Below are 26,527 nucleotides of genomic sequence, written 5' to 3' on the forward strand. Positions count from 1 at the left end.
AGACCCCCGAAGTATCACAAAAGGCTTCCGGATGCTGAGACTCAGGAGTCTCCCGGACGCACCACCCCCGACTCGTACGCGAAGACGACCGCCTGCGCCCGGTCACGCAGGTGCAGCTTCATGAGCACCCGCGCCACGTGCGTCTTGACCGTGGCCTCGCCGACGAACAGCTCCCTGGCGATCTCGGCATTGGTGATGCCGCGGGCCAGCAGCCGCAGCACCTCCAGCTCGCGCGGCGTCAGCTCGCCCAGCCGCGGCGAGGGCGTCGGCTCGCGGCGGCCGGCGAAGGAGGCGATCACCCGGCTCGTCACCGCGGGGTCGAGCAGCGCGTCGCCGGCGTGGACGACGCGGACGGCCTCCAGGAGCTGCTCGGGAGGCGAGACCTTCAGCAGGAAGCCGCTGGTGCCGGCCTGCAGCGCGGCGTACAGGTTCTCGTCGCTGTCGAAGGTGGTCAACGTGATGATCTTGGGGGGCGACGGCGTTTCGAGCAGCTCCCTGGCCGCCGACAGCCCGTCGAGGCGGGGCATGGAGATGTCCATCAGGACGATGTCGGGACGGGTGCGCCGGGCCACGGCGACGGCCTCCCGGCCGTCGGCGGCCTCGCCCACGACGTCCATGCCGGGCTCGGCCTCCAGGATCATGCGGAGGCCGGCCCTGATCATCGCCTGGTCGTCCGCGATGACGATGCGTATGCTCACACGCGGGAGACTAGACGGCCACGGGCCGATGGGACACCCAGGTCAAGCCGCGCGCAAGTGGCTTCCAAGATCACAGGTTCGGAGCGGGTCAGGAGAGGCGGACGCTCTGGCGGACGCGCGCCTGCACGGCGTCGTCACAGGTGTTGCGGGCGCAGAAGTACAGCAGGAGCATCGGCTTGGGCTTGCGGTCGACGACGTAGCCGACGAAGCCGAGCCGGACGCCGCTGTCGCGGTCGGTCAGCGACCCCGTGTAGCGGGTGGCGGGGCTGGTGCCGGCCTGCTCGGTGACCGGCCCGCTCACGTCGATCTTCCCGGGCAGCAGCCCTTCGAGCATGGCCTTCATCTGCGTGTCGGTGGCCGTGGTGCTGAGGGTGTCGGAGACCTGGACGTACACGCCGGCGGCGCTGTCGGGCTCGTCGGTGATGAGCGGGGTGACCGGCGCCCAGTCCGCCGCGGCTCCCGAGACGAACATCGACTCGAACTCCGTCGCGTGCGGCGAGACCACCGCGAACAGGTCCTCGTGGGTACGGACCGTCCAGTCGGCCGGGTACTCGAAGCTCACCGGCGCTGCCGTGGTGGGCCGGTAGCGGGCCCACGACTCGCCCCGCTGGCTCACCACGAGCAGCACGACGAGGACGAGCGCCGCGACGGCCGCCGTGAGCGCGGCCGCGATGATCGGCAGCCGGCCCGGCTTCCCGATCCGGCCCGTCCCGCCCGGGGCGGCCGGCTCCCTCCGCCGTACCGGGACGGGGCCGGCCGGCGGCTGGACGAGCGGCTGGGCGAACGGCTGGGCGTCCAGGTGGCCGCTCATCGCGTCGCGCAGCGCGGCCACGAACGCCCCGCACGACGGGTAGCGCTGCTCGGGCGACTTGGCCAGCGCCCGCGCCATCACGGCGTCGACCTCGGGCGGCAGCTCCGACCGTACCTGGGCCAGCGGCGTGGGCTGCTCGGCCAGGTGCGCCCACAGCAGCGCGATGTCGTTGTCGCGCTGGAACGGCAGCCGCCCCGACAGCGCCTCGTACACGACGCAGGCCAGCGCGTACTGGTCGCACCTGCCGTCGATGTGCTCCTTGTTGATCTGCTCGGGCGACATGTACCGGGGGGTGCCGATGAACTGGTCGGTCTGCGTCAGCCCGGAGATCGACGTGCGGTGCTTGGTGATGCCGAAGTCGGTCAGGTAGACGTGGTCGCCGGCCAGCAGGATGTTGGCCGGCTTGACGTCGCGGTGGATGAGGTCGTGGGCGTGCGCGGCGTCGAGCGCGGCGGCCACCTGCGCGAAGATCTGGCTGGCCTGGGCGAGCGGCAGCGGTCCCCGGTCGTAGATGAGGCGGCGCAGGTCGAGCCCGTCGACGTAGCGCATGGAGATGTACAGCACGCCGTCGGCGTCGGCGTTGGCCTCGTAGATGGGGATGATGTTGGGGTGCTCGATGCTGGCGACCGTCCTGGACTCCAGGATGAACCGCTGGCGGAAGCGGTCGTCGACGCTCAGCACCGGGTTGAGGATCTTGAGCGCCACGCGCCGGCTCAGCCGGGGGTCCAGGGCCAGGTAGACGACGGCCATGCCGCCCTTGCCGACGATGTCCTCGATGTAGTACCCGGCCACCTCCTGGCCGATGAGTGATCTGTCGTTCACCTGCATCACGTCTCGCTGGGGTGACCGCAGTAGCCGCAGAACCGGTGGGCGGCGCCCAGCCGCATCCCGCAGGCCGTGCAGTACTTGACGGTCGGCTCCTGCGCGGTCAGCACCTGCTTCTGCTGCGGGATCACCGCGAACGGCTGCGAGCGCCGGACGACCACGGTCTGGCCGGCGCTGTCGTCCAGCGGCTGTGCGGGCGCGGTGACCAGCGGCGGCGGCTCGGGTTTCGGCTCGGGCGCGCGGCGGCGCCGCCACAGCAGGAACGCCCCGGTCGCCGCGGCCAGGAACAGCACCGCGGCGGCCACGATGAACGGCCACAGCGGGGTGGAGGCGCGCGGCGGCACGGCGACCGGCCTGACGCCGCGGTCCTCGGGGCCGCCCCGTTTGGCCAGGGAGTCCTTGAGCAGCGCGGCGGCCACCACGTTGCCCGGGTAGAGCTCCAGCACGCGCTGGAAGCCGGGCGCGGCCTCCGTGTAGTACTTGGTGTGGTAGCGGGTCAGCGCCGCCTCGAACGTCGAGTCGATCGCACCCCGGCGCGGGGCGACCCCCGCCTTGGCCAGGGCCGCCGTGACCTCCCTGATGCCGATCATCCTGGCCGCGTTGCCGCCGCCGATGAGCAGGCCGACGACGTGGCCGTCCTTGTCGCCGATGACGGGCGCGCCGCGCAGCCCGCGGTCGGCCAGGCCGGCCAGCTTCACCGGCTCGTCCACCTTCTTCTCCGGGTCGGCGAACGGCCTGCCGTTCTCGCCCGCGCCGCCGCCCTTGGCCAGGTGGGCGATCTCGACGGTGTTCTGCACGGTGGGGCCGGGGCGGCCGAGGAAGCCGGCCACGTTGGTGGGCGAGCCCGCCGACTCGGGCACCCGGTCGGCGAGCGGCGCGGTGGGCAGGCCGACGCTGCCCACGACCCTGCCGGACGTCTGGAGCACGGCCGGGGTGTCGGGGCCGGAGCCCGCCCTGACCAGGTCCGCCTTGAGCCCCTTGGGGTCGGCCGGGGAGACGTTCGGGAAGACCGTGATGTCGGTCCTGATGGCGAAGATGCAGGTGGCCCTGGAGGTCAGCGGCGGGTAGCACTGCTGGAGGTGGTGGTCGAGCACGTCGTCCTTGAGCTTGTGACGCTCGAAGTCGGCCGGGATCTTCACCTTGTGGTGCTCGGCGAAGATCTTGTTGGCCGCGTAGACCGCGAGGTCCTGCTCGCCCTTGACCACGCGGGTGAGCGTGACGATGGCCCCCTCGGGGTTGACCACGGTTCCGGTGCCCACGCCGATGGGGACCTTGTAGGACCGTTCCACGTGGACCAGGTCCCGTATGTGGTCGAGGAGCGTTATGTCGATGTGCGCGGTGGCCTCGACGCGGACCACGGCCGGGGTGACGAGGTCGGTGACGCCGCTGGGATGCTCGTGCGCCGCGGCCGGGAGGGAGAGAGGGGAAAGCGGGAGGAACAGCGCCGTCAGCGCCACAGCGGCGCCGCCGGCCAGAGCTGTGAGACGAGCCATCGCCGCTCCGTTTCGCAGGATTGTAAACAGCGTCCCAATCACCTGCCGTAAGTCAAGAGAGCCGCGGATAGACAAGCGCTTGCTTGTTGTCTACCGTACCGGGATGGGCTTCGCGATCGGCGTGGACGTCGGTGGCACCTTCACCGACGTGGTGCTGCGCCGTCCCTCTGGCACGGTCACGGTGGCCAAGTGTTTGAGCACCCACGACGACCCCATCGCGGGGATCGTCACCGGCGTTACGCGCGTGCTCTCCGGCCTCGACCCGGCCCTCGTGACGCGCGTGGTCCACGCGACCACCCTGGCCACCAACGCGGTGCTGGAGCGCAAGGGCGTGCGGGTCGCCTTCGTCACCACCCGGGGGTTCCGCTCGGTCGTGCCGCTCGGCCGCTACGCCCGGGTCGAGGAGGACCGGTACGACCTGCGGTTCACGCCCCCTCCGCCGCCCGTCGAGCCCGGCGACTGCTTCGAGGTGACCGAGCGGATCTCCGCGCGGGGGCAGGTGCTGACCCCGCTCGACGAGGGCTCCGTGCGGCTGGCCGCCGCGGAGATCGCCCGCCGGGGCATCACCTCGGCCGCCGTGTGCCTGCTGCACTCCTACGCCGAGCCCGCCCATGAGCGGCGCGTGGCGGCGATCCTGCGCGAGCTGGTGCCGAACGTGGTGGCCTCCTCGGAGGTGTGGCCGGAGATCCGCGAGTACGAACGGGCCACGACGACCATCATGTCGGCCTATGTCGGGCCACTGATGGCGTCGTACCTGTCCCGGCTGGAGGACGCCCTGGCCGCGCTCGGCGTGCGCGCGCCCGTCCACGTCATGGAGTCGGGCGGCGGCGTCATGTCGGCCCGCCTGGCCGCCCGGCGGGCCGTGGCCACCATCGAGTCCGGTCCCGCGGCCGGGGTGCTCGCCGCCGCCTCCACGGGCATGTCCACCGGCATCGCCGACGTGATCTCGTTCGACATGGGCGGCACCACCGCCAAGGCCTGCGTCGTGCGCGGCGGCCGGCCGGAGATCACCCACGAGTTCCACGTCGGCGGCAAGGGCAGCTTCGGCGGGCGGCGCGCCGGAACCGGCGTGCCGATCAGGACGCCCGCCATCGACCTGGCCGAGGTCGGGGCGGGCGGCGGCAGCGTCGCCTGGATCGACGCCGCCGGAGCGCTGCGCGTCGGCCCCCACTCGGCGGGCTCCTCCCCCGGTCCCGCCTGCTACGGCCTCGGCGGCGGCGAGCCGACCGTCACCGACGCGAACCTCGTGCTCGGCTACCTGGGCTCCGCCTCCATCCCCCTGTCGCCGCCGCTCGCCGGCAAGGCCCTCGACCGGCTCGCCGAGCCCCTCGGCGTGTCGCGGGCCGAGGCCGCCCACGCCGTGCACGCGATCGTCAGCGCCGCCATGGCCGCGGCCGTGCACGTGGTGACCGTGCAGAGGGGGATCGACCCGCGCGGGTTCGCGCTGGTGGCCTTCGGCGGCGCCGGGCCGATGCACGCGGCGCGGGTGGCAGGGCGGTTCGGGATCGGGCGGGTCGTGGTGCCCGAGCACTGCGGGGTCGCCTCGGCCGCGGGACTGCTGCGGGGCGAGCTGTCGACCGACCGGGTGCTGACGCGGCTCGACGCCGGGGACCCGGAGGCGGTCCTCACCGCGCTGGCCTCCGCGGCGGCGGCCGACCTCGGCGTGTCACCGGGCGAGCCGGGCGTGCGGGTCGAGCGGTCGGTGGACGCGCGCTTCCTCGGGCAGTCGCACGACCTGACGGTCGCGTGGGAGCCGTCGCGGGAGGCGGTGGAGGCCCGCTTCTTCTCCCGGTACGCCCAGGTGTACGGGATCGAGCAGCGCGGGGAGGTCGAGCTGGTCGGCTACCGGGTCCGCGTCACGCTCGCGGCCCCGCCGGAGCCGCCCGCGGAGCCGCCCGCCGAACCCCCGCCCGGGGGATCGCCGGGGAGCAGGCTCGCGTACTTCGCCGAGCTGGGCGGCTACGCCGGCACGCCCGTGCACACGCGCGCCACCCTCAGCCTCCTCCCCCGCCTGCCCGGCCCGGCGATCGTCGAGGACGCCGAGTCCACCATCGTCGTGCCGCCCGGCTGGACCGCCCTGCTCGGCCCCGGCCGGGCCGTCCACCTCGTCGCCGCGTCCGAGGAGGCTCCTGATGCCTGACACGCTCACCGCGGACGTCCTGCGCAACGCCCTCGTGGTGGCCGCCGAGGAGGCGAGCATCGTCGTGGTCCGCTCGGCCTACTCGACGTTCATCGTCGAGGGCTCCGACGCCTCCGCCGCCCTCCTGGACGCCGGCGGGCGGCTGATCGCCCAGTCCATGGCCACGACTCTCATGAACAGCATGGCGCTCAAGGTCGCCCTGCCCGAGCTGGTCGCGGACGTCCCGCTCGCCGCGATGCGGCCCGGCGACGTGTACGTGCTCAACGACGCCTACCGGGGCGGCGTCCACACCAACGACCTGCTGGTCTACCGGCCCGTCTTCGTCGGCGGCCGGCCCGCGTACTTCACCGCAGCCATGATCCACGTCTCGGACCTGGGCGGGCTGTCGGCGGGCGGCATGGCGCCGCTGGCCACCGACATCTTCCTCGAAGGGCTCCAGCTCCCGCCCGTCCGCCTGGCGACCGCCGCCGGGATCGAGCCCACGGTCGAGGCGATCCTGCGCGCCAACAGCCGTACCCCGGACAAGGTCATGGGGGACGTGCGGGCGCTGATCGCCGGCACGACGGTGGCTGCCGTCCGGCTCGGCGCGCTCGTCGAGGAGTACGGCGAGACGGGCCTGGCCGAGGGCGTCGAGGCGTACCTCGACCACACCGAGGCCCGCACCCGCGCGGCGCTGGCGGAGCTGCCGGCGGGCCGGTTCGCGGCGTCGTACCCGATCGACGACGACGGCATCGACACCCTCACCCCGCACCACGTCCGGGTCGCCCTCACCCTGCACCCGTCAGGGGGAGCCGGCGCGGGCGCGGTGGTGGACTTCGCGGGGACGGACCCGCAGGTGCCGGCCGCGATCAACGCGTCCGCCTCGCAGTCGCTCGCCGCCGCCGTCTTCGCGGTGCGCTGCTTCCTCGACCCGGCCATCCCCATGAACGACGGCTGCCTGCGCGCCGTCGAGGTGCGGTTGCCGCCCGGCTCGCTGCTCGACGCCCGCGCCCCGTACCCGTGCGGCGGCCGGTACGTGCCCATCTACGCCGCCATGGAGGCCGTCTTCCAGGCGCTGTCCGACGCGGTGCCGGAGCGGGCGATCGCGGCGAGCGGGATCCTGCAGCCGTTCTCGATCGCGGCCGTGGGGGCGCCGTACTGGATCCACCTGGCCTACGACTTCGGCGGGGTCGGCGCGCGGCGGGGGCTCGACGGGCCGGACGCGACGGGTGTGCACTTCGGGATCGGCCGCAACTCGGTGCCCCAGGTGGAGCCGGTGGAGAGCCGCTGCCCGCTGGTGGTGGAGTCGATCGAGACCATCCCCGACTCGGGCGGGCCCGGCCGGTTCAGGGGCGGGCTGGGGTCGCGCACGGTGTACCGGTTCCTGGCGGACTGCCACGTGACGACCCGCGGCGACCGGCTCCGCCTCGCCCCGCCGGGCCGGGACGGCGGGCTGCCGGGGCGCGTCGGGGGCTTCTACAAGCGCCACCTGGACGGGACGCTGGAGCGGCTGGCGTCGAAGGTGAACAACGTCCGGTTCGGCGCCGGGGAGGCGTTCGTGGTGGAGACGACGGGGGGCGGCGGGATCGGCCCGCCGCTGGAGCGGGACCTCGCGGCGGTGGCCGATGACTTGCGGGCGGGCCGCGTCTCGTTGCGCGGCGCCGTCGAGGACTACGGCGTCCGAGCCGACGCGGACGGCACGCTCGGCCGCGATGCCGCATGAGGGCCTAACACTCTCCAAAATTCCGTAACACTCCCTTTCTCTTCTCAAGAATGGGAGTGTTACGGTACTTTCCATGCACAACCAAGACGCGCTGTCGATCTACAAGTCGGACGCCGGCGCGAACGAGATCCTGCGCCGCTACCGGGAGGCGCTGCGCACCTGGCCGGTGCCCGCCGACCACATCCACACGCCGACCCGCCAGGGTGAGACCTTCGTCGTCGCCTCCGGACCCGAGCACGCGCCCCCTGTGGTCCTGCTGCACGGCTCCGGCACCAACACCGCGATATGGCGCAGCGACGTGACCGCCTGGTCGCGGCACTTCCGCGTGTACGCCATCGACCTCATCGGCGAACCGGGCCTGAGCGCCCCCTCCCGCCCACCCCTCGCCTCCGACGCCTACGCCCTGTGGCTGGACGAGGTGCTCGACGCGCTGGGCATCACCAGCACCGCGATCGTCGGCATCTCACTCGGCGGCTGGATGGCCCTGGACTATGCCACCCGCAGGCCCGGCCGGGTGACGCGCCTGGCCCTGCTGTGCCCCGGCGGAGTGGGCAGGACCAGGTCGGCCTGGCTGCTCAAGGCCGTCCTGCTCCGGCCCTTCGGGCGCCGGGGCATGCGCCGGTCCGCGCGCAGTGTCGCCGGCCTGGACAGGCAGCGGGACGAATCCATCCTCGACGACCTGGTGCTGACCTTCACGCAGTTCAGGCCACGCCGGGCGCAGCTGCCCAGGTTCTCCGACGACGCGCTGCGCCGCCTGACCCAGCCGATGCTGGTGACGCTCGGCGAGCGCGACGCCCTGTTCGACTCCTCCGACACCGCCCGGCGCGTCCGCCGATGCGTCCCCCACGCGGCCGTGCGGCTCCTGCCCGGAGTCGGACACTCGATCTCCGGTCAGACCGACTCCATCCTGGCCTTCCTCCGCACTCCCCGCGGTTGACGTGCGCGGCGTATCGCAGAACCGGAATCCCCAGCCCCGTACCGGCGTCCGGACCGATACGGGCGGTGAGCTCAGCCGCGGCGACTGAGCAGGTCGACGGTGAACGGTGGCACGCCTGGAAGGACCGTGCTTCCGCTGGTCGGTTCGGTCGTCGCCATCGCGGTCACCCACTCATTGTCGCGGATCTCGCCCTCGGTCACATGCTACTTCCCCGATATTCGTCACTCCTTGTCATTGGGGCGCCACGCTTCGGCGCCCGTCCGGACCGCCTGGTGGACGGCGCGGGCGAGGCGGGCGCCCCAGGTGGAGCGGGGGCCGCCGAAGGGCTCCGCCGGGCCCTCCTCCCGTACGGCGACGCACACCGCGTCCGAGGCCGTGCCCGTGCCCGCGAAGCCCGCCTCCACGAGGGCCTGCGTCTTCGCCTCCGTCACCGTCATGACGGCGTTGACCAGGGCCGCGTCCGTCATGGCCACCGGTAACGCGGCCACGATGTTGATCGTCCCGACCGGCGGCCGCGTGAGCATGGGTGCCAGTTCGGGGTCCGCGGCGCCCTCCGGGGCGGCGGCCCAGGTGGGGACGCGCAGCCCGACCGTGGCCACCGCCAGGACCCCGCCGTCCGAGGCCGTGACGCGGCGGTCGACCGAGGCGGCCGTCATCATGCCCACCCCGGGCCCGGGCGGCGCGAGCGAGGCCAGGTGGCCGGCCGGGTCCATGCCGGAGTAGCCCGCCACCACCTGGGCGTTCAGCACCCAGGCGCGCGGGCCGATGCCCCCGCCGAGCACCGCCGAGGAGATCATCCGCCAGCCCGGCCCGAACTCCCACAGCAGCGTCCCCAGCCGCGCCCCGTCCTCGTCACGGTAGGTGAGGTTCACGTCGCCTCCCGGCCCCCTCGGACGAGGTGGACGACGGGCCGCCCGCCGGGGCCCGGCCGGATCTGCACGGTCGCGCCGAAGTGCCGGCCGACGAGGTCCTCGGTGAGCACCTCGGCCGGCCCGCCGGCCGCCGCGACCCGGCCGCCGGCGAGCAGGAGCAGGGTGTCGGCGTACTGCCCGGCGAGGGTGAGGTCGTGCAGCGTGGTGACGACGGTGAGGCCGTCGGCGAGCCGGAGCCGGTCCACCAGCTCCAGCACCTGCTGCTGGTGGCCGAGGTCGAGCGCGGTGGTGGGCTCGTCGAGCAGGAGGACGGGCGCCTCCTGGGCGAGCGCGCGGGCCAGCACGACGCGCTGCCGCTCGCCGCCCGACAGCTCGCCGGCGCGACGGCCGGCGAAGTCCGCCAGGTCCAGCCGGTCGAGCACCGACGCGGTGACCTCCCTGTCGTGGCGGCTCTCGCGGCCCAGGTACGGGATGTACGGGGTGCGGCCCAGCAGGGCGTAGTCGAACACGGTCATGTCGGGCGGGAGCGCGGGGGTCTGGGGCGCGTAGGCCACGAGACGGGCCCGGTCCCGGGGGCGGAGGGCCCGCGACGGCCTGCCGCCGAGCGTGATCTCGCCCTCATGCGGCAGCAGGCCCATGACCGCCTTGAGCAGGGTGGACTTGCCGGCCCCGTTCGGGCCGACGACGGCCAGCCACTCGCCCGGCCGTACGGACAGGTCCACGTGGTCGAGGACCGGCCGGCCGCCGAGCCGCACCGACACCCCGGCCGTGCCGATCACCGTCCCTGTCTCCGGGCCTGTGGCCGGGCCCGTCGTCGAGCCGGCCGCCGGGACGGGCGCCGGGCCGGGCGCCGGGCCGGTGGCAGGGGCGGGCTCCATGCGGGTCATGTGGCGGCCCGCCGGGTCAGGCGCAGCACGCCGACGAAGAACGGCGCGCCCACGAACATCGTGACCACCCCGATGGGCAGCTCGGCCGGGGCGATGACGGTGCGCGCGACCACGTCGGCGAGCACGAGGAACGCGGCGCCGCCGAGCAGCGACAGGGGCAGCACGATCCGGTAGGAGCCGCCCGCGAGCCGCCGGGCCACGTGCGGGATGACGATCCCGACGAACCCGATCAGCCCGCTCACCGCGACGGCCGCCGCCGTGGCCAGCGACGCGGCCAGCAGCACCGCGAGCCGTACCCGCCCGGCCCGCACCCCGAGGCTGGTCGCCTCCTCGTCACCGACGGACAGCACGTCGAGCATCCGCCCGTGCAGGAGCAGCAGGACGGAGGAGACGGCGGCGTACGGCAGGACGAGGCGGACCTGCTCCCATCCGCCGCCCACGTCGCCCATGATCCAGGAGTAGATCCGCTGGAGCTCCTCGACCTTGAACTGCTGGACGAACGTCTGGATCGCGGTCAGGAACGACGTGACCGCCACCCCGGCCAGCACGAGCGTCGCGGTGCCGCCGGAGCGCCCGGCGGTGTTGCCCAGCGCGTACGCGAGGACCACGCCGCCGACGGCCCCGGCGAAGGCCGCCACCGGCACGGCGCCGGCGCCGGTGGGGAACAGCACGATCACGACCGTCGCCGTCAGCCCGGCGCCGGCCGCGGCGCCGAGCAGGTACGGGTCGGCCAGCGGGTTGCGGAAGACGCCCTGGTAACCGGCGCCGGCCACGGCCAGCAGCCCGCCCACGATGCCCGCCAGCAGGACGCGGGGCAGCCGGATCTCGTACAGCAGACCCTGCTCGACGGGGGCGAGGCCGGAGTCGACGTGGACCAGCGGCAGCCAGTCGAGCGCCTGGAGCGCCACCTGGCCGGGCGAGATGTCGGCGGCCCCGCCGAGCAGCCCGACGATCATGGAGGCGGCCAGCACCGCCGCCGCCCCTACCAGCCACAGCGGTCTGGCCCGGGACGGGGCGGCGGGGCCGGGTGGCCGCGGCCGGGCGGCGGGCGGGCGGGGCGGCGCTGGCCGGGACACTACGAGCCGGCCGCCTTGGACACCGCGGCGCCGATCGTCTCGGCGAGGTCCACGATGCGCGGTCCCCACCGGGAGGCCACGTCGTCGTCGAGCGGGACGACCTGGTCGTTCTTGATGGCCGACAGGTTCTTCCAGCCGGGCCTCCTGGCCAGGGCGTCCTTGCTCTGCCCGCAGCACTTCACGTCCGCCAGGAAGATCAGGTCCGGGTCGGCCTGGGCGACGAACTCCTTCGACAGCTTGGGGTAGCCGCCGGCCGCGCCGGGTGCCTTGTCGGCGATGTTGACCAGGCCGAACAGGCCGTAGATCTGGCCGATGAACGTGCTGGACGTCGCCGCGTAGGGCGTCTGGTCGAGCTCGTGGTAGTAGGTGAGCTTGTGGTCCTTGGGGGCGTTCGCGGCGAGCTTGTCCAGCGACGCCTTGATCCCGGTGACCACCTCGTCGGCCTTCTCCTGGTTGCCGGTGGCGGCGCCGAGGTCGGCGATCTCGTCGTACGCCTCGTCCAGCTTGGTGGCGGCGGGCTCCAGCAGGACGGGGACGTTCAGCTTGCCCAGCTCGGAGACGACCTTGTCGATGTCGTTGGAGACGATGACGAGGTCGGGCTTCTGCGCGGCGATCGCCTCGACGTTCGGCTTGAACCCGGACAGAGCGGTGCGGGGCGCCTGCGCCGGGAAGTCGGACTGGTCGTCGACCGCGATCACCTGCGGGCCCGCGCCGATGGCGTACAGGGTCTCGGTGTGCGCGGCGGAGAGGGAGACGATGCGCTCGGGCCGCTTGGCGAGGGTGACCTTGCCGTTGGCCGCTTCCACCGTGACCGGGAAGGAGGCGGCCGTGGTGGTCCCCATGGTGGGGGGCGCCTGGGTGGGAGGCGTGGACGAGGGGGCGTTGGGGGCGGTCTGGCCGCAGGCGGCCAGAACGAGCGTTCCCAGCAGCGCGCCCGCGAAGGCCGTGCGTACGGGCCTCACGAGTAGTCCTTTCACACTGTCGGAACCGAGAGACCCGCGATGTGCGACGGATCACCCTTTTCCACGAGGGTTGATGACGTCAGCGCAGAGGCAGGCGACCTGGCTATGACAGTTGCGGGACAGCGCCGGACTCGCACCGGACTTCGCTGCAACACTGCGCGTCGGACAAACGCTATCAATCCTCCGGATGAAGCCGAAGTCAAGGGGCGGACAGTTGCGCCTCCGCCTCCGCGATGACCCGCTGGAGCCGCAGGCCGCGGGCGGCGTCGAGCGGGTGGCCGCCGCCCCGCCGCACGGTCCGGGCGAACTCCTCGGCGACGACGGCCAGGGCGTCGCCGTCGTCCGGCGCCAGGACCGCGCTGCCCCGGCGGCCGTAGACGGCGACGGAGGAGGGCGGGGTGTCGCCGGGGGCGGCCATGCACAGCGACGCCTCGCTGACGGCGCCGCCCTCGTGCTCCAGCAGCAGGCCGGTCCAGCGGAGCGGGTCCCCGTGGGCGCGCACGCCGGTGACGGGACCGAGCGCGGCGTCGAGCAGGTCGACCATGTGCGGGCCCACGTCGAGCAGCGCCCCGCGCTCCAGCCGCCAGGGGGTCGCGAACGGGTGGTCGCCGAGCAGGGCACCGGAGATGTTCGCGGCGTGCCCGCCGAACGGCTCGATCTCGGCGCAGCGGGCCAGGAACTCCCGGGTACGGGCGGCGTAGCGCAGGGTCAGCACCATCTGGGAGGCCACGCCGGTCTCGGCGACGGCGGCGGCCAGCCGCTCGGCGGCGTCGAGGGAGTCGGCGAGCGGCTTCTCCAGCAGCAGCGCCTTGCCCGCCTTCGCGGCCCTGATCCCCAGCTCGGCCTGTACGGCGGGCGGCACGCAGAACGCCACGGCCTCGCAGGCGTCGAACAGCTCCTCGACCCGCTCGAACACGGGCGCGCCGAGCCGCGCGGCGGCCTCCGGGCGGCGGGCCCAGACGCCCGCCAGCCGGGTGTGCGGGCCGCGGGCCAGCATGGGGGCGTGCGCCTGCTCCGCCCAGGGCCCGGCCCCGATGAGTCCCACCGCCACCGGCTCCATCAATCCTCCCAAGGTCGCCTATTTCACGACCCTATGGGATATTTCGTGTCTTCATGGGGTGCCGCCCAGCCGCCACTGGTGGACGGCGTGCTCCGGCCGGTGGGCCAGGGTCCCGCAGTCGATCACGACCGTCTGGCCCGTGACGCACCGCGCCTCGTCCGAGGCGAGGAACGCCACCAGGTCCGCCACGTCCCCCGGCGTGCAGGCCCACGGCAGCAGCCGCTCCGCCGCCTTGTCGGCCATCCGGTCCGGGCCGAGGGCGAGCCGGGCGGCGTCCGTGAGCACCAGCGCCGGGGCGACCGCGTTGCAGCGGATGCCGCGCGGCCCGTACGTCGTGGCCACGTAGCGGACGAAGCCGTTCAGCGCCGCCTTCGACGTCCCGTACGCGGCGTGGTCCAGGTCGCCCGTCAGCCCCGACACCGACGAGGTGAGGACGAAGGCGCCCCCGTCGGCCATGCGCGGCCCGGCGTGCTTGACCAGCAGCATCGGGCCGCGCAGGTTCACCGCCATGGTCCGGTCCCACACGTCCGCGTCGAGGGTCTCCAGGTGCTGGTCGCGGCCGTACACGTCGCGGCCGAGCGCCGCCGCGTTGGAGTGGACGACGTCCAGCCGCCCGTACGAGGCGAGCAGCTCGGCCAGGGCGGCGGCGACCTGCTTCTCGTCCGACACGTCGCAGGTCAGGGCCGTGGCCGTGCCGCCACCGCTCCGGATGGCGGCGGCCGTGGCCCTGGCCCCGGCGGCCCGTACGTCGAGGACTCCGACGCACGCCCCCTCGGCGGCCAGGCGCGCGGCGCACGCCGCGCCGATGCCGGAGCCCGCGCCGGTCACCAAAGCCACCCGCCCGTCGAAGCGCCCGCCGGGACCGCGCGGCCCGTCGAGGGGCCGGTCCGCCGTCACCACTCCACCAGCAGCGACGGCAGCCCGCGCCCGACGATGGAGCGGCGGTAGGCGATCTCCTGACCGGCGGCGAGCCGGAGCCCCGGCAGGCGCCGCCCGAGCACCTCCAGCGCCGTGCGGAGCTGGAGCCGGCCGAGCGCGGCCCCGACGCAGAAGTGGATCCCGTACCCGAACACCATGTGCGCGTCCGCGTTGGGCCGGTCGATCACGAACCGCTCCGGGTCGGCGAACACCGTCTCGTCGTGGGCCGCCGAATCGGTCGACAGCAGCACCAGCGACCCGGCCGGGATCGTCTCCCCGTGCAGGACGACGTCGGTCGTGGCGTACCGGAACGAACCGAGGGAGGCGCCGTCGATCCGCATGCACTCCTCGGCCGCGTTCTGGATCAGGGCGGGCCGGACCGGCCACGCCTTCTCGCGCAGCAGCCGCAGGACGGAGTTGCCGAGCTGGTTGGGGACGGTGTCGTTGCCGCCGAGCAGGATCGTGGAGATCAGCTCCACCACCTCACGGTGGGTCAGCTCGGTGCCGATGAGCGAGGTCATCAGCGAGGTGAAGTCGTCGCGCGGCTGCTCGGCGCGGGCGGCGACCAGCCGATCCACGTAGCCGAGGTAGGCGAGGAAGCTGTCGGCCAGCTCGAGCTGCCGCTCCGGCGGCTGCGGCGACAGGAAGAGCTGGAACCAGTCCTTCACGTGCGCCTGCACGAACGCCTCGTCCGCCTCGGACACGCCGATGAAGCGGGCGGTCAGCTTGATCGACGGCTCGTGCCCGAGGTCGGTCACGAAGTCGGCGCGGCCCCGGGGCTCGATCCGGTCGACCAGTTCCTCGTTCAGCCGCCGGAACGTCTCCTCCATCGCCGACACGGCGCGCGGCGTGAACGCGCGCGACACCGATCGGCGCAGCCGGGTGTGGTCGGGCGGGTCGACGTTGGCCACGAAGCTCGACAGGAACGAGCCGTGCTCGCCCAGCTTCTCGCGGGTCTCCCGGGTGAGGCTGCGGGAGATCGTGAGCGAGCCCTTGGAGGAGAAGCGCCGCGGGTCGCCGTACGCGGCGCGCACGTCGGCGTGGCGGGTGAGCACGTACGCGCCGAGATGCCCGCTGTGGAACACCGGCCGCTCCCGGCGCAGCCTGGCCAGGAACGCGTACGGCGAGGCGACGTGCCAGTCCGAGGCGACGTCGAAGTCCTCGATCATCCGAAGATCCTCCGCGGGTTGTCGACGAGCATCTGGTGGATCTGCTCCTCGGTGACGCCGCGCCTGCGCAGCTCGGGCAGGACGTCACGGGAGACGTGCAGCAGGTGGTAGTCGGGGTGGCGCCGGCGTACGACCTCGGCGTCGAAGCGGTCGTTGAAGCAGTACGAGTCGTGGCCGAGCACCATGTGCCCCGCGTGCCCCCGCTCGCACAGGGCGGCCACGACCGCGACGCGGTCCTCGAACGGGCTGATGGTGCCGATGCCGAAGCGGTCCATGCCGATGAACGAGCCGTTCGCGACCAGCTCCTCCAGGTAGGCCACGTCGGTGGAGTCGCCCGCGTGGCCGATGACGACCCGGCCGAGGTCCACGCCGAGCGAGGCGAGCAGCCGCTGCTGCTCCAGGCCGCCCCGGCTCGGGCTGTGGGAGTGCGTGGTGATGGGCGCGCCCGTCTCCAGGTGCGCCTCGGCCACCGCGCGGAAGACCCGCTCGCAGCCCTTGGTCATGCCCGGCTGATCGGTGGCGCACTTGAGGATCGCGGCCTTCACCCCGGTACGCCCGATGCCTTCGGTGAGGTCGCGGACGAAGAACTCCGCCAGCCGGTCGGGGCCGCCGAACAGCGTGCCGGGGCCGCGGTTGCCGAAGTACGGCGGCAGCGCGTCGTAGGTGTAGAGGCCGGTCGCGGCCACGATGTTCACCCGGGTCAGCTCGGCGACCCGCTGGACGGCCGGGACGTGCCGGCCGAGCCCGACGACGGTGAGGTCCACGATCGTGTCGATGCCCTCGGCCCCGGCGGCGTCCAGCTTGGCCGCGGCCTCCCGGGCGCGCGTCTCCAGGTCCCAGCCCTCGGGGATGTCCGGCCAGTTCCAGAGGATCTCGGGGCTGAGCCCGAAGACGTGCTCGTGCATGAGCGTCGCCCCGAGGTCGGCGACGGGTCCTCTCACGGTCTCGGGCACGGGAACCTCGGATGGTCGAACGGCCGGTTGACCTCCAGGCCGAGCCCGTCGGTCTGCCGGTACGGCGTGCCGGTGTAGAGGGCGTCGGCGTCGAAGTACGTGACCGTGAACGACAGCCGGGTCGTCTCGCGCCGGTTGGCGGGCGCCCCGTGCACGGTCAGGGCGTGGTGGACGGTGGCGTCTCCCGCCTGGAGGTCGAGCGGGGGCGACAGCTCCAGGTCCTTCAGCCACGGATGCTGGGTGAGCTGGTCGTCGCCGGCCCGGGTGAAGCTGCGGCCGAGCACGCCGTGCCGATGGGAGCCGGCGTAGAAGCGCAACGACCCCATGTCGGCGGGCACGTCGGCCAGGGCGAGCCAGACGGTGAGCATGGCCGAGCGGTCCATCGGCATCCACGGGAAGTCCTGGTGGAACTCGGTCGCGCCGTGCTCCCCCGGCTCCTTGACGAGCAGGTTGGTCACCTGGACGCGGACGTCGCGCACCCCGTGCAGCATGCGGGTGGCGTTGCGGCCCATCACCGGGGCCAGGGCGAGCGCGCGGAACGCCTCGTCGCTCTCGGCGATGTCGCGTGACTGGCCGAACGCCTGGTCGACCAGCGTGGCGTGCTCCCTCCGGCGGGCCTCCAGGTAGCCGGCCGCCCGCTCGCGCAGGGCCGTCACGGTGTCCGGGGGCACCAGCCGGGGGAGCCGGACCCAGCCGTGCCGGTGGAAGAACCTCACCTCGTCGTCCGTCGCTTGGCGCACCGGGATGTCCATGCGGCCAGTCTCGCATCTGAAGCAAGCGCTTGGTAAGTAGCCGGAGGGGATTCCCGGGTCGCGCGGCGTACACTCCTAGAACCAAGCGCTTGGTACGAGAGGAGGCCCGCGGTGCGGCGGTTCAGGTTCGGGGCCGTGATACGGCAGGCGGGGTCCGGCAAGGAGTGGGCCGAGAAGGCCAGGCGGCTGGAGGGCTCGGGGTTCGACGTGCTCCTGGTGCCCGACCACCTGCTCGGCCCCCGCTTCGCCCCCGTGGCCGCCCTGACCGCGGCGGCATGCGCGACGAGCCGGCTGCGCGTGGGGACGCTGGTCCTCGCCAACGACTTCCGGCACCCTGCCGTGCTGGCCAAGGAGACGGCGACGCTGGACCTGCTGTCGGACGGCCGGCTGGAGGTCGGGCTCGGCACCGGCTGGATGGCCGGCGACTACGCCTCGGCCGGGATGGCGCTGGAGCCGCCCGGGGTCCGGGTGGAGCGGCTGGCCGAGGCGCTGGCCGTACTGAAGGGGCTGTGGGGCGAGGGTCCGTTCTCCTTCGACGGCGCCCACTACCGCGTCCGGGACCTCGACCAGTGGCCCAAGCCGGTCAGCCGCCCCCACCCGCCGCTGCTGCTCGGCGCGGGCGGGCGGCGGATGCTGCGCCTCGCGGCCCGCGAGGCGGACGTCGTCCACCTGACGACGCGGGTGCGCGGCGACGGCAGCGGGCCCGACGAGCGCGACGGGGGCCCGGAGGCGTACCTCGCCAAGCTGCGGACCGTGCGGGAGGCGGCGGGCGAGCGCTACGACCGGCTGGAGCTGGGGACCACCGTGCTCCAGGCCGGCGAGCGCAGGGCGGAGGAGGCGTGGAGCGCCGCCGACAGCTCGCGGCTGGAGGGGACGCCGCAGGTGCTGCTGGGGACGCGGCGCGACATCGCCGACCGGCTCCGCCACTGGCGCGACGAGCACGACCTGTCGTACTTCGTCGTCCACCACGAGCGCGACCTCGGCGTCCTCACCCCCGTCGTGGAGGAGCTCGCCGGGACGTGAGCGCGTCCCGGCACGTCCCCGCCCCGTGACGACCGGCTCGCAGGGACGTGAGCGCCGCGTCACACCGTGAGGACGACCTTGCCCATCGTGCGCCGCTCCTCCAGGGCGCGGTGGGCGGCGGCCGCCTCCCGCAGCGGGAACTCCTGGACGGCCGGCTCCAGCCGCCCCGCGGCCGCCTCCGCGAGCGCCGACTCCACGAGGTCGCCGAGGCCGCCCGGCCGGGACAGCAGGTGGCCGATCCCGTCGTGGGAGGTGACGCCGCGGGCCGCCAGCTCCTCCTCCGCCGGCCGGAACCACTCCCCCGCCGCCTGCCCGTACACCACGTGCCGGCCGCCCTTCGCGAGCAGGCCGAACGCCTCCTCGCCCAGCCGGCCGCCCACGCCGTCGAACACGACCGTCGCCTCGCCGGCCCGCTCCCGTACGACGTCGGCCCAGCCGGGCTCGCGGTAGTCCACCGCGAGCGCGGCGCCCAGCGCGGCGACCCGCTCGGCCTTGGCCGGTCCGCCCGCCGCCCCCACGACCGCCGCCCCGGCCTGACGGGCCTGCCGCACGAGCAGCGTCCCCACGCCGCCCGCCGCCGCCATGACGAGCACCACGTCCGTCTCCGTCACCGGCGCCAGCTCCAGCAGGCCCATCGTGGTCGTGCCGGTCGTGACCATGGCCACCGCCGCCCCGTACGACACGTGCTCGGGGAGCGGCAGGAGCGACGCCGCCTCCACCACCGCCAGCGACGCGTAGCCGCCGGACTCCAGGTCGCCGGTCACCACGCGGGCGCCCAGCAGGGCCGGATCGACGCCCTCCCCCACCGCGTCGACCACGCCCGCCACCTCGCCCCCGAGGACGGCCGGCAGCGCGGGCGCGGGGTGCGGGCCGACCGGCACGCCGCGCCGCAGCAGGGTCTCGATGAAGTGCACGCCCGCGGCGCGCACCGCCACGCGCGCCTGGCCGGGGCCGGGCTCGGGGTCGGGCAGGGTGACGAGGCGGAGGTTCTCGGGGGGACCGTAGGCGGCAAGAGTGATCGCGTCCATGGCCCCAGACTGGTCCCTCAAGTGAAGTTGAGGTCAAGCGTGCCGGATGATGGGAGGCATGGATGAGATGTTGCTGCTCAGGCATGGTGAGACCGAGTGGAGCCGGACCGGCAGGCATACCGGGCGTACCGACGTGCCGCTGACGCCGAACGGGGAGGAGCAGGCGCGGGCGCTCGCCCCCCTGGTCAAGGAGTGCGTGTTCGACCTGGTGCTCAGCTCGCCGGCGGGACGCGCCCGGCGCACCGCCGAGCTGGCCGGGCTCGGTTCGTACGAGGTGGACCCGGATCTGTGGGAGTGGGACTACGGCGGCTATGAGGGCGTGACCACGCCGACCATCCGCGAGACGCGGCCCGGCTGGTATCTGTGGCGTGACGGCGTGACACCGGGCGACGCGGAGCATCCCGGCGAGACGGTGGCCGAGGTGGGCGCGCGGGCCGACCGGGTGATCGCCCGGGCCCTGGCCGCGGAGGGCCGGGTGGCGCTGGTGGCCCACGGTCACATGCTGAGGGTGATCGCGGCCCGGTGGCTGCGGCTGCCGCCGGAGGACGGGCGGCTGTTCAAGCTGGAGACCGGAACCTACTCCCGGCTCGGCTTCGAGCACGGCGAGCCGGTCGTCGTCACCTGGAACGCTCCCGTCACCCCGGCCTGAGCCTTCGTCAGGGGGCCAGGCGGCTGCCGGGGAACGGGGCGAGGAGGGTCTCGCGCCACGGCCCGTCCAGGTGGTCGCGGGCCCTCTTGGCCCAGGTCAGCAGCCGGTCGTCGGGCTCCGCCTCGTCGTCGAGGCCGAGCGCGGCGTCGCGGGCGCGCTGCGTGCGCAGGTGGTCGTCCAGGGAGACGCCCCAGATCGTGACCGCCTCGGTGTCGCAGAACAGCACCTCGTACAGGCCGACCAGCTCGTGCCCGTGCTCGGCCATCAGGGGCGCCCGCTCGGTGCGCACCGCCTCCAGGTAGTCGAGCGCGGCGCCGGGCCGTACGCGGGCGCTCTCGAACAGGTAGAACTCGGCGCGCCCCACGCCGGCGAGCGACGGCGTGCCCGGCACGGCGCCGAGCGGGCGGGAGAAGGCGGAGAAGCGCAGGTCGTCGATGTCCGACAGGAAGAGGCGGTCGTCCACGCCGCGGTAGATGTTCATCATCTGCCGCCAGCCGCCGTCCCAGCCGCCGTGGCACTCCCACAGCGTGACGGCCTTGAACTGGGGGTGGCCGGTGATGCCGACCGCGTAGAAGGCGCCCGCGAGGTCGATGTCGCGGGACCTGATGGACGTCCCGGTGGTCAGGGTGGGGCGTTCGAGGGACTCGTCCTCGCGTTTGTAGCGGGTGAGCCAGGTGAGGTACTCCAGGGGCCGCCGGGAGTTCATGGGGCGGAAGTCGACCTCTTCGATCAGGTAGATGGCCCGGCGCACCACGCCTCCTCGACCTCACATGACCAAGCGATTGCTCGGCTCAGGCGTGAGCGTAACACGGCCGGAGGAGACGCGGGCAGGGTCAGGAGAGCGACTGGGCGGGCTGCGGCCCCCTGCCCGTCAGCCACTCCAGCACCCGGCGGTGGCCGGACGCCGCGTCCTCGAAGTGGCCCCAGTGCCAGTAGCGGGGCTGGTCGCGAATGCCGGTCACCCACGTGCGGTAGGAGACGGTTCCGGACTCCGCCGGCGCCACGCCGTACGTGCGGATCACGACCTTGCCGCCCGGCGCGAAGAGCACGTCGTCGGCGATCGGATAGAGGGTCATCTGGTCGAGCATGGACCGCATCCTGTCCGGTCCGCGGGGCGGGACCGTTACGCCCCCGGCGCGCCGCCGTTAAGCGGGCGCGCCGGAGGTTAACACGCGGTTACGCCACCCCCATCAGAACGGTCCCGTCGGACCGGACGCATCGGACCGGCCCCCTCAGACCGGCCCTCGGACCGCCCCCCTCAGACCAGGAGCCCGTCGAACTCCCCGTCCTTGACCCCGAGCACGAGGGCCCGGATCTCGTCACGGGTGTAGATCAGGGCCGGACCGTCGGGGAAACGCGAGTTGCGCACCGCGACGCCGCCGTCAGGAAGCTGGGCGAGCTCCACGCAGTTGCCCTGCGAGTTGCTGTAGCGGCTCTTACGCCAGGCGACCTGCTTCAGGTCGGTCGCGGGCATGCCGTTGTAGGTCTGCTTCATCTACATCTTTCTGAGAAGACCGCCGACGAGCTCGACGGTGCCCCCGGGCGTGGTGCTCTCCACGCATAACTGCTCCATGGCCGTGAGGTACGGGTCGATGTCCTCACGTTTGTCCAGGTATAGGGCACCCCAGAGCTGCTCGACATAGACAACGTCCGACAAATCGGACTCGGGAAACCGCAAGATGCTGAACGCGCCCCCTTCAGCGGCGTGCATGCCGTACCTGAAGGGCATCACCTGGAGGGTGATGTTGGGCAGTGCGGCGACTTCCAGCAGGTGCTGGAGCTGCTCGGCCATGACGTCCCGCCCGCCGATGGTCCGCTTGAGCGTCGCCTCGTCGATGACGGCCCACAGGCGCGGCCCGTCCTTCTGGGTGAAGCGCTCCTGCCGCTGCATGCGCAGATGCACGCGGCGTTCTATCTCCGCGGGGCCGGCATCGGGGTTGCCGAGCTGGAAGACCGCGCGCGCGTAGGCGGCCGTCTGCAGCAGGCCGGGCACGAACTGCACCTCATAGGTGCGGATCACGCTCGCGGCCTCCTCCAGCCCGACGTAGGTGGTGAACCACGAGGGCAGCACGGCCGAGTACTTGTGCCACCACCCGGGGGTGTTGGCCTCGCGGACCATCTCCAGCAGAGCACGGCGTTCGGCGTCGTCGACGACGCCGTACAGGGTGAGCAGGTCCTCGACATCACGTGTCTTGAATCCGACGCGACCGAGCTCCATCCGGCTGATCTTGGACTCGGACGCCCGGATGTGGAATCCGGCCTGGTCGCGGGTGAGCTCGCTGGCCTCGCGCAGGCGCCTGAGACTCGCCCCGAGCATGATGCGCCTGACGGTCGAACCAGAACCCGGCGGATCAATGGACACGCGCTGCTCCTTGGTCGTTTCCTTGACACCTAGTCTGTCACTTCACGGTCGAAAGATCATCAACCGCGGCCAAGATCCCCTTTCCCGCCGGTTTGACCATTTGAGGGAAACCGTAGCGCCTGCACGCACCCTCTGCACGTGCATTCGCCCTTGCACCTGCACGAGAGTTTGCCGCAGAATGATCTATGTGCAACCCACCCTGGCTTCCGGCCAATGGACCACGTTCGACTGGTGGCCCCCCGTCGGTTGGTGGCCCGAGGCGGCGCGCGATCTGCTGGCCCCCGGGCCGTCCGCGAGCGCCACGTTCGTCCTTCCCCCCACCCCCTCCTCCGTGCACGCGGCACGCGCCTTCGCCATGGGGGCGCTGAGCGGCTGGAAGCTGGAGGAGCTCACCGAGAACATGGAGCTGGTCGTCTCCGAGCTGGCGACCAACGCGCTCCGCCACGGCCTGCACGTCTCCGATCCCGGCTCCTGCCCGCCCGTGCACATGTCCCTGGTACGCCGGGGGTCACTGGTCACCAGCGCGTTCACCGACCCGGCCTCCGAGGTGCCGGTGCTGCGCTATCCCGGCCCCCTCGACGCCGGCGGGCTGGGGCTGCACATCGTCGAATCCCTGAGCCTGCGCTGGGGCTGGTCGGCGCTCGCACCACAAGGGAAGATCGTCTGGGCAGTCCTCACCTGACCGGGGGTGATCTGCACTACCGTGGATGCTCATGGCTCACGGTGAGTCCCGCGCGCGACCCCTGAGAGTGCTGACCGATGGATGATCACCTGCTCGGCTGGCTGCGGACACTCGACGAAGACCGGCTCGGCCGCATTCTCTCCAACCGGCCCGACGCCATCGCCGCGCCCTGGCCGCGGCGGCTCGACACGCTCGCCCAGCGGCTGTCCAACGGCTTCGCCGTCATGGAGGCGCTGCGCGGCCTGCCGCTGCCCTGCCTGGAGCTCGCCCAGGCGTCCCTCGTGGTCCGCCATGCCACGCCGGAGCGGGTGGCGGATTTCCTCGGCGTGCCGCTCGGGGAGCTGACTCCCTGGCTCGACCGGCTGCAGGACCACGCGCTGGCCTGGCCCGACGCCGAAGGCGCGATCCACCTGGCCGAGGCGGTCGCGCGCTGGTGGCCCACCCCGCTGGGCCTCGGCGAGCCCCTCGACCACTACCTCAACTCCTGGACGATCAGCCTCGACACCCTGCGCGCCCTGGCCCGCCGCCTCGGCCTGCCCTCGGGCGGCCACAAGCGCCGCGCGATCGCCCGGGTCAGCGAGGTGCTCGCCGACCCGGCGCACCTGGCGGCGCTGCTGCGCCACGCCCCCGAGGGCACGCGCGAGCTGCTGGACGAGTTCGCCTGGAGCGGCCCCGTCCGCGACGTGGACGGCGGCAGGTTCGTCACGCCCGGCACCCCCGAGAAGTGGAGCGCCGACCACGGCCTGCTCTACCGGCCGAGCTGGCACGTCGCCGAGATGCCGCGCGAGGTGGCGCTGTGCCTGCGCGGCCCCGGCCATCGTCCGCCGTTCACACCCGAGCCGCCCGAGGTGGCCACGATCCCCATCGACCCCGAAGAGGTCGACCACCTGATGACGCTGGCCGCGCCGCACGTGGTGGAGCGGTGCGCGGCCCTGCTCGACAACATCTCCAAGACGCCGCTGCCGCTGCTCAAGACCGGCGGCGTGGGCGTGCGGGAGGTGCGGCGCGTGGCCAAGGAGACCGGCTGCGACGAGGACGAGACCCGGCTGCTGCTGGAGATCTGCGCGGTGGCCCGGCTGCTGGCCTGGGACGAGCAGGCGGGCGGCATGGTGCCGACCGAGCGCTTCGACCGGTGGCGGCTCGACGAGGGCGCGGCGCGGCTGCGGGTGCTGCTGTCGGCGTGGTGGCGGATGGAGCGCTCGTCGCTGCGCCGCCTCGACGGCAGGTACGGCACCCTGCTCGGCGACGACCGGTCCGGCCCGGCCGTGGCCCGCATCCGCCGGGCGGTGCTGCCCGTGCTGGCCCACCTGCCGTCGGGCACCGCGTTCGCCGACCGCGCCGGCCTGATCGCCAACGTGCACTGGCACGCTCCGCTGCTCGACCGGGAGATGCTCGGCGAGTGCGCCTCGGCGGCGCTGGAGGAGGCGCGGCTGCTCGGCCTGATCGCCAACGACTCGCTGACCGACCTCGGCCGGGCCCTGGCCGGGCTGGCCGCGCGCGCGGGCGACGAGAACGACGAGGTCGTCCCCCTCGTCGAGCACGACCCGATGCTGGTGGAGGCGTCCACCCGGGCGCTGGCCAGCGTGCGCAGGAGCGCCTTGTTCGGGCCCGACCTGACCGCGGTGGTCACCGGGCCGCCCGCGGCCGAGCTGGCCGCGCTGCTCGACCGGGTGGCCGAGCGGGAGTCGCGGGGGTCGGCCTCGGTGTGGCGGTTCACGCCCGAGAGCGTGCGCGGCGCGCTCGACCACGGCCACGACGCCGACGAGCTGCTGGACGAGCTGGCCGCCGTCGGCACCGTGCCGCAGCCGCTCGACTACCTCGTGCGCGACGTGGCCCGCCGCCACGGCGAGGTGACCGTGACCACGGTCGGCTGCGTGGTGCAGGCGTCCGACCCGGCGCTGCTCGCCGAGATCGCCGCCAACCGGCGGCTGACCCGCCTCGGGCTGCGCCTGCTGGCCCCCACGGTGCTGGTCGGCTCGGCCGACGCCGAACGCACGCTCGCCGTGCTGCGCGACAACGGCTACGCCCCGGTGCCCGTCGCCGACACCGGCGAGATCACCATCCGGCGGGTCCGGCCCGAGGAGCCGCCGGCGGGCGGCAAGCTGGTCCTGCTGCCCGGCGGGCAGGTGGCCGAGCTGCCGGAGCGGCCCGTCCCGTCCGGCGCCGCCGCGCTGGCCGGGCCCGACGGCCTCGCGCACATCGTCGCCGACCCCACGCCCGACCCGTACGAGCACGCGCGCCGGCTGGTCGCGGCCGGCCAGAGCGCGCAGCCGGCCGGCCGCACCTGGGCCGTCATCGGGCGGATGGCGACCCGGCTGCCCACCGCGCAGCAGTCGCTGCTCGGGTTCGTGGTGGACCGCGGGGTGCGGGCCGGCATCACGCTGACCGGCGGGCTGACCGCCACCATCAGCCACGGCGAGCTCAAGGGCGCCGCGCTCGACGCCTGGTGCGAGGAGGCCGGCGACTACCTCGAGTTCCCGCTGGCGGAGATCGTCGAGGTCAGGGCAGCTTACTAGCCTTCTTCAGGTCGGCCACGAGCCCCTCGACGAAGGCCGCGTAGCCCTGGTAGCTGAAGGGCGTCTCGGCCCGCCACGGGTAGAGCTGCCCGGCCTTGACCGCCGGGAGCTTGGCGAAGGTCGGCTTCCTCATCATCTCGGCGGGCTGGAGCGCCTGGCTGCGGGTGTCGTACAGGATGACGTCGGCGTCGTAGGTGTCGGCGTTCTCCCAGCTCAGCGTCTGGAAGAAGCCGCCCTCGTCCACCTTGGACGGGGTCACGACGTTCAGGCCGTTGCGGGTCAGGTGGACGATGTCGGGGTACTCCGGCGGGTTGACGATCCACAGCGCGTCGGCGCCGCCCGACAGCATGAGGATCTTCAGGTCCTTGAACGCGGCCAGCTCCTTCGTGGCGGCCTCCAGCCGGGCCTTGGCCTCGGGGACGCCCTGCATGCCGGCGCCGAGGGAGGTGGCCAGCTCCTCGTAGCGGCCGATCACGTCGGTGGCGCTCGCGCCGGTGAGCATGATGCCGGCCGTGGGGGCGACCTGCTCGATGGTGTCCTTGGACTTCTCCGGGACGTACCAGAGGGTGTCCTTCTCGTACATGTTGCTGACCAGCAGGTCGGGCTGGAGCGAGATGTACTTCTCGACGTTGAACTCGTCCCACACGTTGCCCAGGCCCTCGACCTTGGTGATGTCGACGTTGCCGACCTGCGGGTCCCTGCTGCCGTCCTTGAGCTTGTGCGGGCCGAACACCGCCACCGGCCGCACCCCGAAGTCCCACAGCGCGGCGGCCGAGCCGACCTGGGCCACGATGCGCGCCGGGCGCTGCGGTCGCTCCAGCTTGCGGCCGCGGTCGTCGGTGAACGTCCAGGGCCCTCCGGCGGACCCGCTCGGTACGGCGGAACCGCTCGGCGCCGCGGTCCCCGTTCCGGTGCCGGACCCGCACGCCGCCAGGGTCAGCGTCGCCGCCAGGCCCGCGGCCGCCACGAGGAAGCCCCTGCGGGCCAGTACCGGTTCGGACATTTCCCACTC

At 73.4% G+C, this 26,527-nt stretch carries 26 protein-coding genes; 7 read left to right on the forward strand and 19 right to left on the reverse strand.

Features of this window, described 5'->3' with window-relative positions:
• Nucleotides 1–41: 41 nt before the first annotated feature.
• The 3 genes from ACIBG4_RS04400 to ACIBG4_RS04410 all read right to left on the reverse strand — a co-directional run bounded on the left by ACIBG4_RS04400 (nucleotide 42) and on the right by ACIBG4_RS04410 (nucleotide 3,827).
• Nucleotides 42–698 (reverse strand): response regulator, encoded by a 657-nt coding sequence (locus ACIBG4_RS04400; RefSeq protein ID WP_397200613.1) that lies wholly within the window; start codon nucleotides 696–698, stop codon nucleotides 42–44.
• A gap of 88 nt (nucleotides 699–786) precedes the next feature.
• The gene (locus ACIBG4_RS04405; RefSeq protein ID WP_397200614.1) at nucleotides 787–2,337 is read right to left on the reverse strand and encodes a serine/threonine protein kinase; all 1,551 of its coding nucleotides are present in this window, start codon (nucleotides 2,335–2,337) and stop codon (nucleotides 787–789) included.
• A complete protein-coding gene (locus tag ACIBG4_RS04410; protein ID WP_397200615.1) occupies nucleotides 2,337–3,827 on the reverse strand; it encodes a hypothetical protein in 1,491 nt (496 codons plus the stop codon). Before ACIBG4_RS04410 ends, ACIBG4_RS04405 begins: the two co-directional genes overlap by 1 nt.
• A 103-nt stretch (nucleotides 3,828–3,930) precedes the next feature.
• On the opposite strand from ACIBG4_RS04410, the gene ACIBG4_RS04415 reads away from it, so the two are divergent.
• From ACIBG4_RS04415 to ACIBG4_RS04425, 3 genes are all read left to right on the forward strand, one after another.
• Nucleotides 3,931–5,967, forward strand: a complete 2,037-nt coding sequence (locus tag ACIBG4_RS04415) for a hydantoinase/oxoprolinase family protein (RefSeq protein ID WP_397200616.1) — start codon at nucleotides 3,931–3,933, stop codon at nucleotides 5,965–5,967.
• Entirely contained in the window at nucleotides 5,960–7,669 is a 1,710-nt protein-coding gene (locus ACIBG4_RS04420; protein WP_397200617.1) for a hydantoinase B/oxoprolinase family protein, read from the forward strand. Before ACIBG4_RS04415 ends, ACIBG4_RS04420 begins: the two co-directional genes overlap by 8 nt.
• 73 nt (nucleotides 7,670–7,742) lie before the next feature.
• Nucleotides 7,743–8,606 (forward strand): alpha/beta fold hydrolase, encoded by an 864-nt coding sequence (locus tag ACIBG4_RS04425; protein ID WP_397200618.1) that lies wholly within the window; start codon nucleotides 7,743–7,745, stop codon nucleotides 8,604–8,606.
• 71 nt (nucleotides 8,607–8,677) lie between these two features.
• Here ACIBG4_RS04425 and ACIBG4_RS04430 read toward each other — a convergent pair whose 3' ends face one another.
• The 10 genes from ACIBG4_RS04430 to ACIBG4_RS04475 all read right to left on the reverse strand — a co-directional run bounded on the left by ACIBG4_RS04430 (nucleotide 8,678) and on the right by ACIBG4_RS04475 (nucleotide 17,255).
• The gene (locus tag ACIBG4_RS04430; protein ID WP_397200619.1) at nucleotides 8,678–8,806 is read right to left on the reverse strand and encodes a hypothetical protein; all 129 of its coding nucleotides are present in this window, start codon (nucleotides 8,804–8,806) and stop codon (nucleotides 8,678–8,680) included.
• A 21-nt stretch (nucleotides 8,807–8,827) separates the two neighbouring features.
• A complete protein-coding gene (locus tag ACIBG4_RS04435; protein WP_397200620.1) occupies nucleotides 8,828–9,478 on the reverse strand; it encodes an adenosylcobinamide amidohydrolase in 651 nt (216 codons plus the stop codon).
• A complete protein-coding gene (locus ACIBG4_RS04440; RefSeq protein WP_397200621.1) occupies nucleotides 9,475–10,356 on the reverse strand; it encodes an ABC transporter ATP-binding protein in 882 nt (293 codons plus the stop codon). Before ACIBG4_RS04440 ends, ACIBG4_RS04435 begins: the two co-directional genes overlap by 4 nt.
• A gap of 5 nt (nucleotides 10,357–10,361) precedes the next feature.
• Nucleotides 10,362–11,360, reverse strand: coding sequence for a FecCD family ABC transporter permease (locus ACIBG4_RS04445; RefSeq protein ID WP_397200699.1), 999 nt, complete (start codon nucleotides 11,358–11,360; stop codon nucleotides 10,362–10,364).
• An 80-nt stretch (nucleotides 11,361–11,440) separates the two neighbouring features.
• Complete coding sequence (locus ACIBG4_RS04450; protein WP_397200622.1) at nucleotides 11,441–12,403, reverse strand: ABC transporter substrate-binding protein; 963 nt, start codon at nucleotides 12,401–12,403, stop codon at nucleotides 11,441–11,443.
• 199 nt (nucleotides 12,404–12,602) lie between these two features.
• The gene (locus ACIBG4_RS04455; protein WP_397200623.1) at nucleotides 12,603–13,448 is read right to left on the reverse strand and encodes a Gfo/Idh/MocA family protein; all 846 of its coding nucleotides are present in this window, start codon (nucleotides 13,446–13,448) and stop codon (nucleotides 12,603–12,605) included.
• Nucleotides 13,449–13,514: 66 nt separating this feature from the next.
• The gene (locus tag ACIBG4_RS04460) at nucleotides 13,515–14,360 is read right to left on the reverse strand and encodes an SDR family NAD(P)-dependent oxidoreductase (protein ID WP_397200624.1); all 846 of its coding nucleotides are present in this window, start codon (nucleotides 14,358–14,360) and stop codon (nucleotides 13,515–13,517) included.
• Nucleotides 14,357–15,550, reverse strand: coding sequence for a cytochrome P450 (locus tag ACIBG4_RS04465; RefSeq protein WP_397200625.1), 1,194 nt, complete (start codon nucleotides 15,548–15,550; stop codon nucleotides 14,357–14,359). The genes ACIBG4_RS04460 and ACIBG4_RS04465 overlap by 4 nt, the downstream gene beginning before the upstream one ends.
• Complete coding sequence (locus tag ACIBG4_RS04470; protein WP_397200626.1) at nucleotides 15,547–16,503, reverse strand: phosphotriesterase; 957 nt, start codon at nucleotides 16,501–16,503, stop codon at nucleotides 15,547–15,549. The genes ACIBG4_RS04465 and ACIBG4_RS04470 overlap by 4 nt, the downstream gene beginning before the upstream one ends.
• A complete protein-coding gene (locus ACIBG4_RS04475; protein WP_397200627.1) occupies nucleotides 16,488–17,255 on the reverse strand; it encodes a phytanoyl-CoA dioxygenase family protein in 768 nt (255 codons plus the stop codon). The genes ACIBG4_RS04470 and ACIBG4_RS04475 overlap by 16 nt, the downstream gene beginning before the upstream one ends.
• Nucleotides 17,256–17,366: 111 nt before the next feature.
• Here ACIBG4_RS04475 and ACIBG4_RS04480 point away from each other — a divergent pair, with 111 nt between their 5' ends.
• Nucleotides 17,367–18,278, forward strand: a complete 912-nt coding sequence (locus tag ACIBG4_RS04480) for a TIGR03621 family F420-dependent LLM class oxidoreductase (protein ID WP_397200628.1) — start codon at nucleotides 17,367–17,369, stop codon at nucleotides 18,276–18,278.
• 59 nt (nucleotides 18,279–18,337) lie between these two features.
• On the opposite strand, the gene ACIBG4_RS04485 is transcribed toward ACIBG4_RS04480, so the two are convergent.
• Complete coding sequence (locus tag ACIBG4_RS04485) at nucleotides 18,338–19,306, reverse strand: zinc-binding dehydrogenase (protein WP_397200629.1); 969 nt, start codon at nucleotides 19,304–19,306, stop codon at nucleotides 18,338–18,340.
• A 58-nt stretch (nucleotides 19,307–19,364) separates the two neighbouring features.
• Here ACIBG4_RS04485 and ACIBG4_RS04490 point away from each other — a divergent pair, with 58 nt between their 5' ends.
• Nucleotides 19,365–19,955, forward strand: coding sequence for a histidine phosphatase family protein (locus ACIBG4_RS04490; RefSeq protein WP_397200630.1), 591 nt, complete (start codon nucleotides 19,365–19,367; stop codon nucleotides 19,953–19,955).
• Between the two features lie 7 nt (nucleotides 19,956–19,962).
• Here ACIBG4_RS04490 and ACIBG4_RS04495 read toward each other — a convergent pair whose 3' ends face one another.
• The 4 genes from ACIBG4_RS04495 to ACIBG4_RS04510 form a co-directional block, all read right to left on the reverse strand.
• On the reverse strand, nucleotides 19,963–20,706 hold the full coding sequence (locus ACIBG4_RS04495) for a hypothetical protein (protein ID WP_310715883.1): 744 nt from the start codon (nucleotides 20,704–20,706) through the stop codon (nucleotides 19,963–19,965).
• Between the two features lie 82 nt (nucleotides 20,707–20,788).
• Entirely contained in the window at nucleotides 20,789–21,043 is a 255-nt protein-coding gene (locus ACIBG4_RS04500) for a hypothetical protein (RefSeq protein ID WP_310715881.1), read from the reverse strand.
• A gap of 170 nt (nucleotides 21,044–21,213) precedes the next feature.
• Nucleotides 21,214–21,450: a DUF397 domain-containing protein gene (locus tag ACIBG4_RS04505; RefSeq protein WP_113703532.1), complete on the reverse strand. Its 237-nt coding sequence runs from the start codon at nucleotides 21,448–21,450 to the stop codon at nucleotides 21,214–21,216.
• The gene (locus ACIBG4_RS04510; protein ID WP_310715943.1) at nucleotides 21,451–22,272 is read right to left on the reverse strand and encodes a helix-turn-helix transcriptional regulator; all 822 of its coding nucleotides are present in this window, start codon (nucleotides 22,270–22,272) and stop codon (nucleotides 21,451–21,453) included.
• Nucleotides 22,273–22,495: 223 nt separating this feature from the next.
• Here ACIBG4_RS04510 and ACIBG4_RS04515 point away from each other — a divergent pair, with 223 nt between their 5' ends.
• Both ACIBG4_RS04515 and ACIBG4_RS04520 read left to right on the forward strand, forming a co-directional pair.
• Entirely contained in the window at nucleotides 22,496–22,999 is a 504-nt protein-coding gene (locus tag ACIBG4_RS04515) for an ATP-binding protein (RefSeq protein WP_310715879.1), read from the forward strand.
• A 77-nt stretch (nucleotides 23,000–23,076) separates the two neighbouring features.
• On the forward strand, nucleotides 23,077–25,515 hold the full coding sequence (locus ACIBG4_RS04520; protein ID WP_397200631.1) for a helicase-associated domain-containing protein: 2,439 nt from the start codon (nucleotides 23,077–23,079) through the stop codon (nucleotides 25,513–25,515).
• Here ACIBG4_RS04520 and ACIBG4_RS04525 read toward each other — a convergent pair.
• The gene (locus ACIBG4_RS04525) at nucleotides 25,499–26,518 is read right to left on the reverse strand and encodes an ABC transporter substrate-binding protein (RefSeq protein ID WP_397200632.1); all 1,020 of its coding nucleotides are present in this window, start codon (nucleotides 26,516–26,518) and stop codon (nucleotides 25,499–25,501) included. The genes ACIBG4_RS04520 and ACIBG4_RS04525 overlap by 17 nt on opposite strands.
• Nucleotides 26,519–26,527: the final 9 nt, after the last annotated feature.

This window comes from Nonomuraea sp. NPDC050383 (assembly GCF_044459125.1).
In the GTDB taxonomy this organism is placed as follows: domain Bacteria; phylum Actinomycetota; class Actinomycetes; order Streptosporangiales; family Streptosporangiaceae; genus Nonomuraea.

Coding starts and splice junctions, on each gene's coding strand:
- ACIBG4_RS04485 (WP_397200629.1), bottom strand. CDS start 19,306: ATGGACGCGATCACTCTTGCCGCCTACGGTCCCCCCGAGAACCTCCGC.
- ACIBG4_RS04510 (WP_310715943.1), bottom strand. CDS start 22,272: ATGCTCGGGGCGAGTCTCAGGCGCCTGCGCGAGGCCAGCGAGCTCACC.
- ACIBG4_RS04490 (WP_397200630.1), top strand. CDS start 19,365: ATGGATGAGATGTTGCTGCTCAGGCATGGTGAGACCGAGTGGAGCCGG.
- ACIBG4_RS04425 (WP_397200618.1), top strand. CDS start 7,743: ATGCACAACCAAGACGCGCTGTCGATCTACAAGTCGGACGCCGGCGCG.
- ACIBG4_RS04525 (WP_397200632.1), bottom strand. CDS start 26,518: ATGTCCGAACCGGTACTGGCCCGCAGGGGCTTCCTCGTGGCGGCCGCG.
- ACIBG4_RS04440 (WP_397200621.1), bottom strand. CDS start 10,356: ATGGAGCCCGCCCCTGCCACCGGCCCGGCGCCCGGCCCGGCGCCCGTC.
- ACIBG4_RS04420 (WP_397200617.1), top strand. CDS start 5,960: ATGCCTGACACGCTCACCGCGGACGTCCTGCGCAACGCCCTCGTGGTG.
- ACIBG4_RS04505 (WP_113703532.1), bottom strand. CDS start 21,450: ATGAAGCAGACCTACAACGGCATGCCCGCGACCGACCTGAAGCAGGTC.
- ACIBG4_RS04465 (WP_397200625.1), bottom strand. CDS start 15,550: ATGATCGAGGACTTCGACGTCGCCTCGGACTGGCACGTCGCCTCGCCG.
- ACIBG4_RS04500 (WP_310715881.1), bottom strand. CDS start 21,043: ATGCTCGACCAGATGACCCTCTATCCGATCGCCGACGACGTGCTCTTC.
- ACIBG4_RS04415 (WP_397200616.1), top strand. CDS start 3,931: ATGGGCTTCGCGATCGGCGTGGACGTCGGTGGCACCTTCACCGACGTG.
- ACIBG4_RS04520 (WP_397200631.1), top strand. CDS start 23,077: ATGGATGATCACCTGCTCGGCTGGCTGCGGACACTCGACGAAGACCGG.
- ACIBG4_RS04475 (WP_397200627.1), bottom strand. CDS start 17,255: ATGGACATCCCGGTGCGCCAAGCGACGGACGACGAGGTGAGGTTCTTC.
- ACIBG4_RS04405 (WP_397200614.1), bottom strand. CDS start 2,337: ATGCAGGTGAACGACAGATCACTCATCGGCCAGGAGGTGGCCGGGTAC.
- ACIBG4_RS04410 (WP_397200615.1), bottom strand. CDS start 3,827: ATGGCTCGTCTCACAGCTCTGGCCGGCGGCGCCGCTGTGGCGCTGACG.
- ACIBG4_RS04515 (WP_310715879.1), top strand. CDS start 22,496: ATGATCTATGTGCAACCCACCCTGGCTTCCGGCCAATGGACCACGTTC.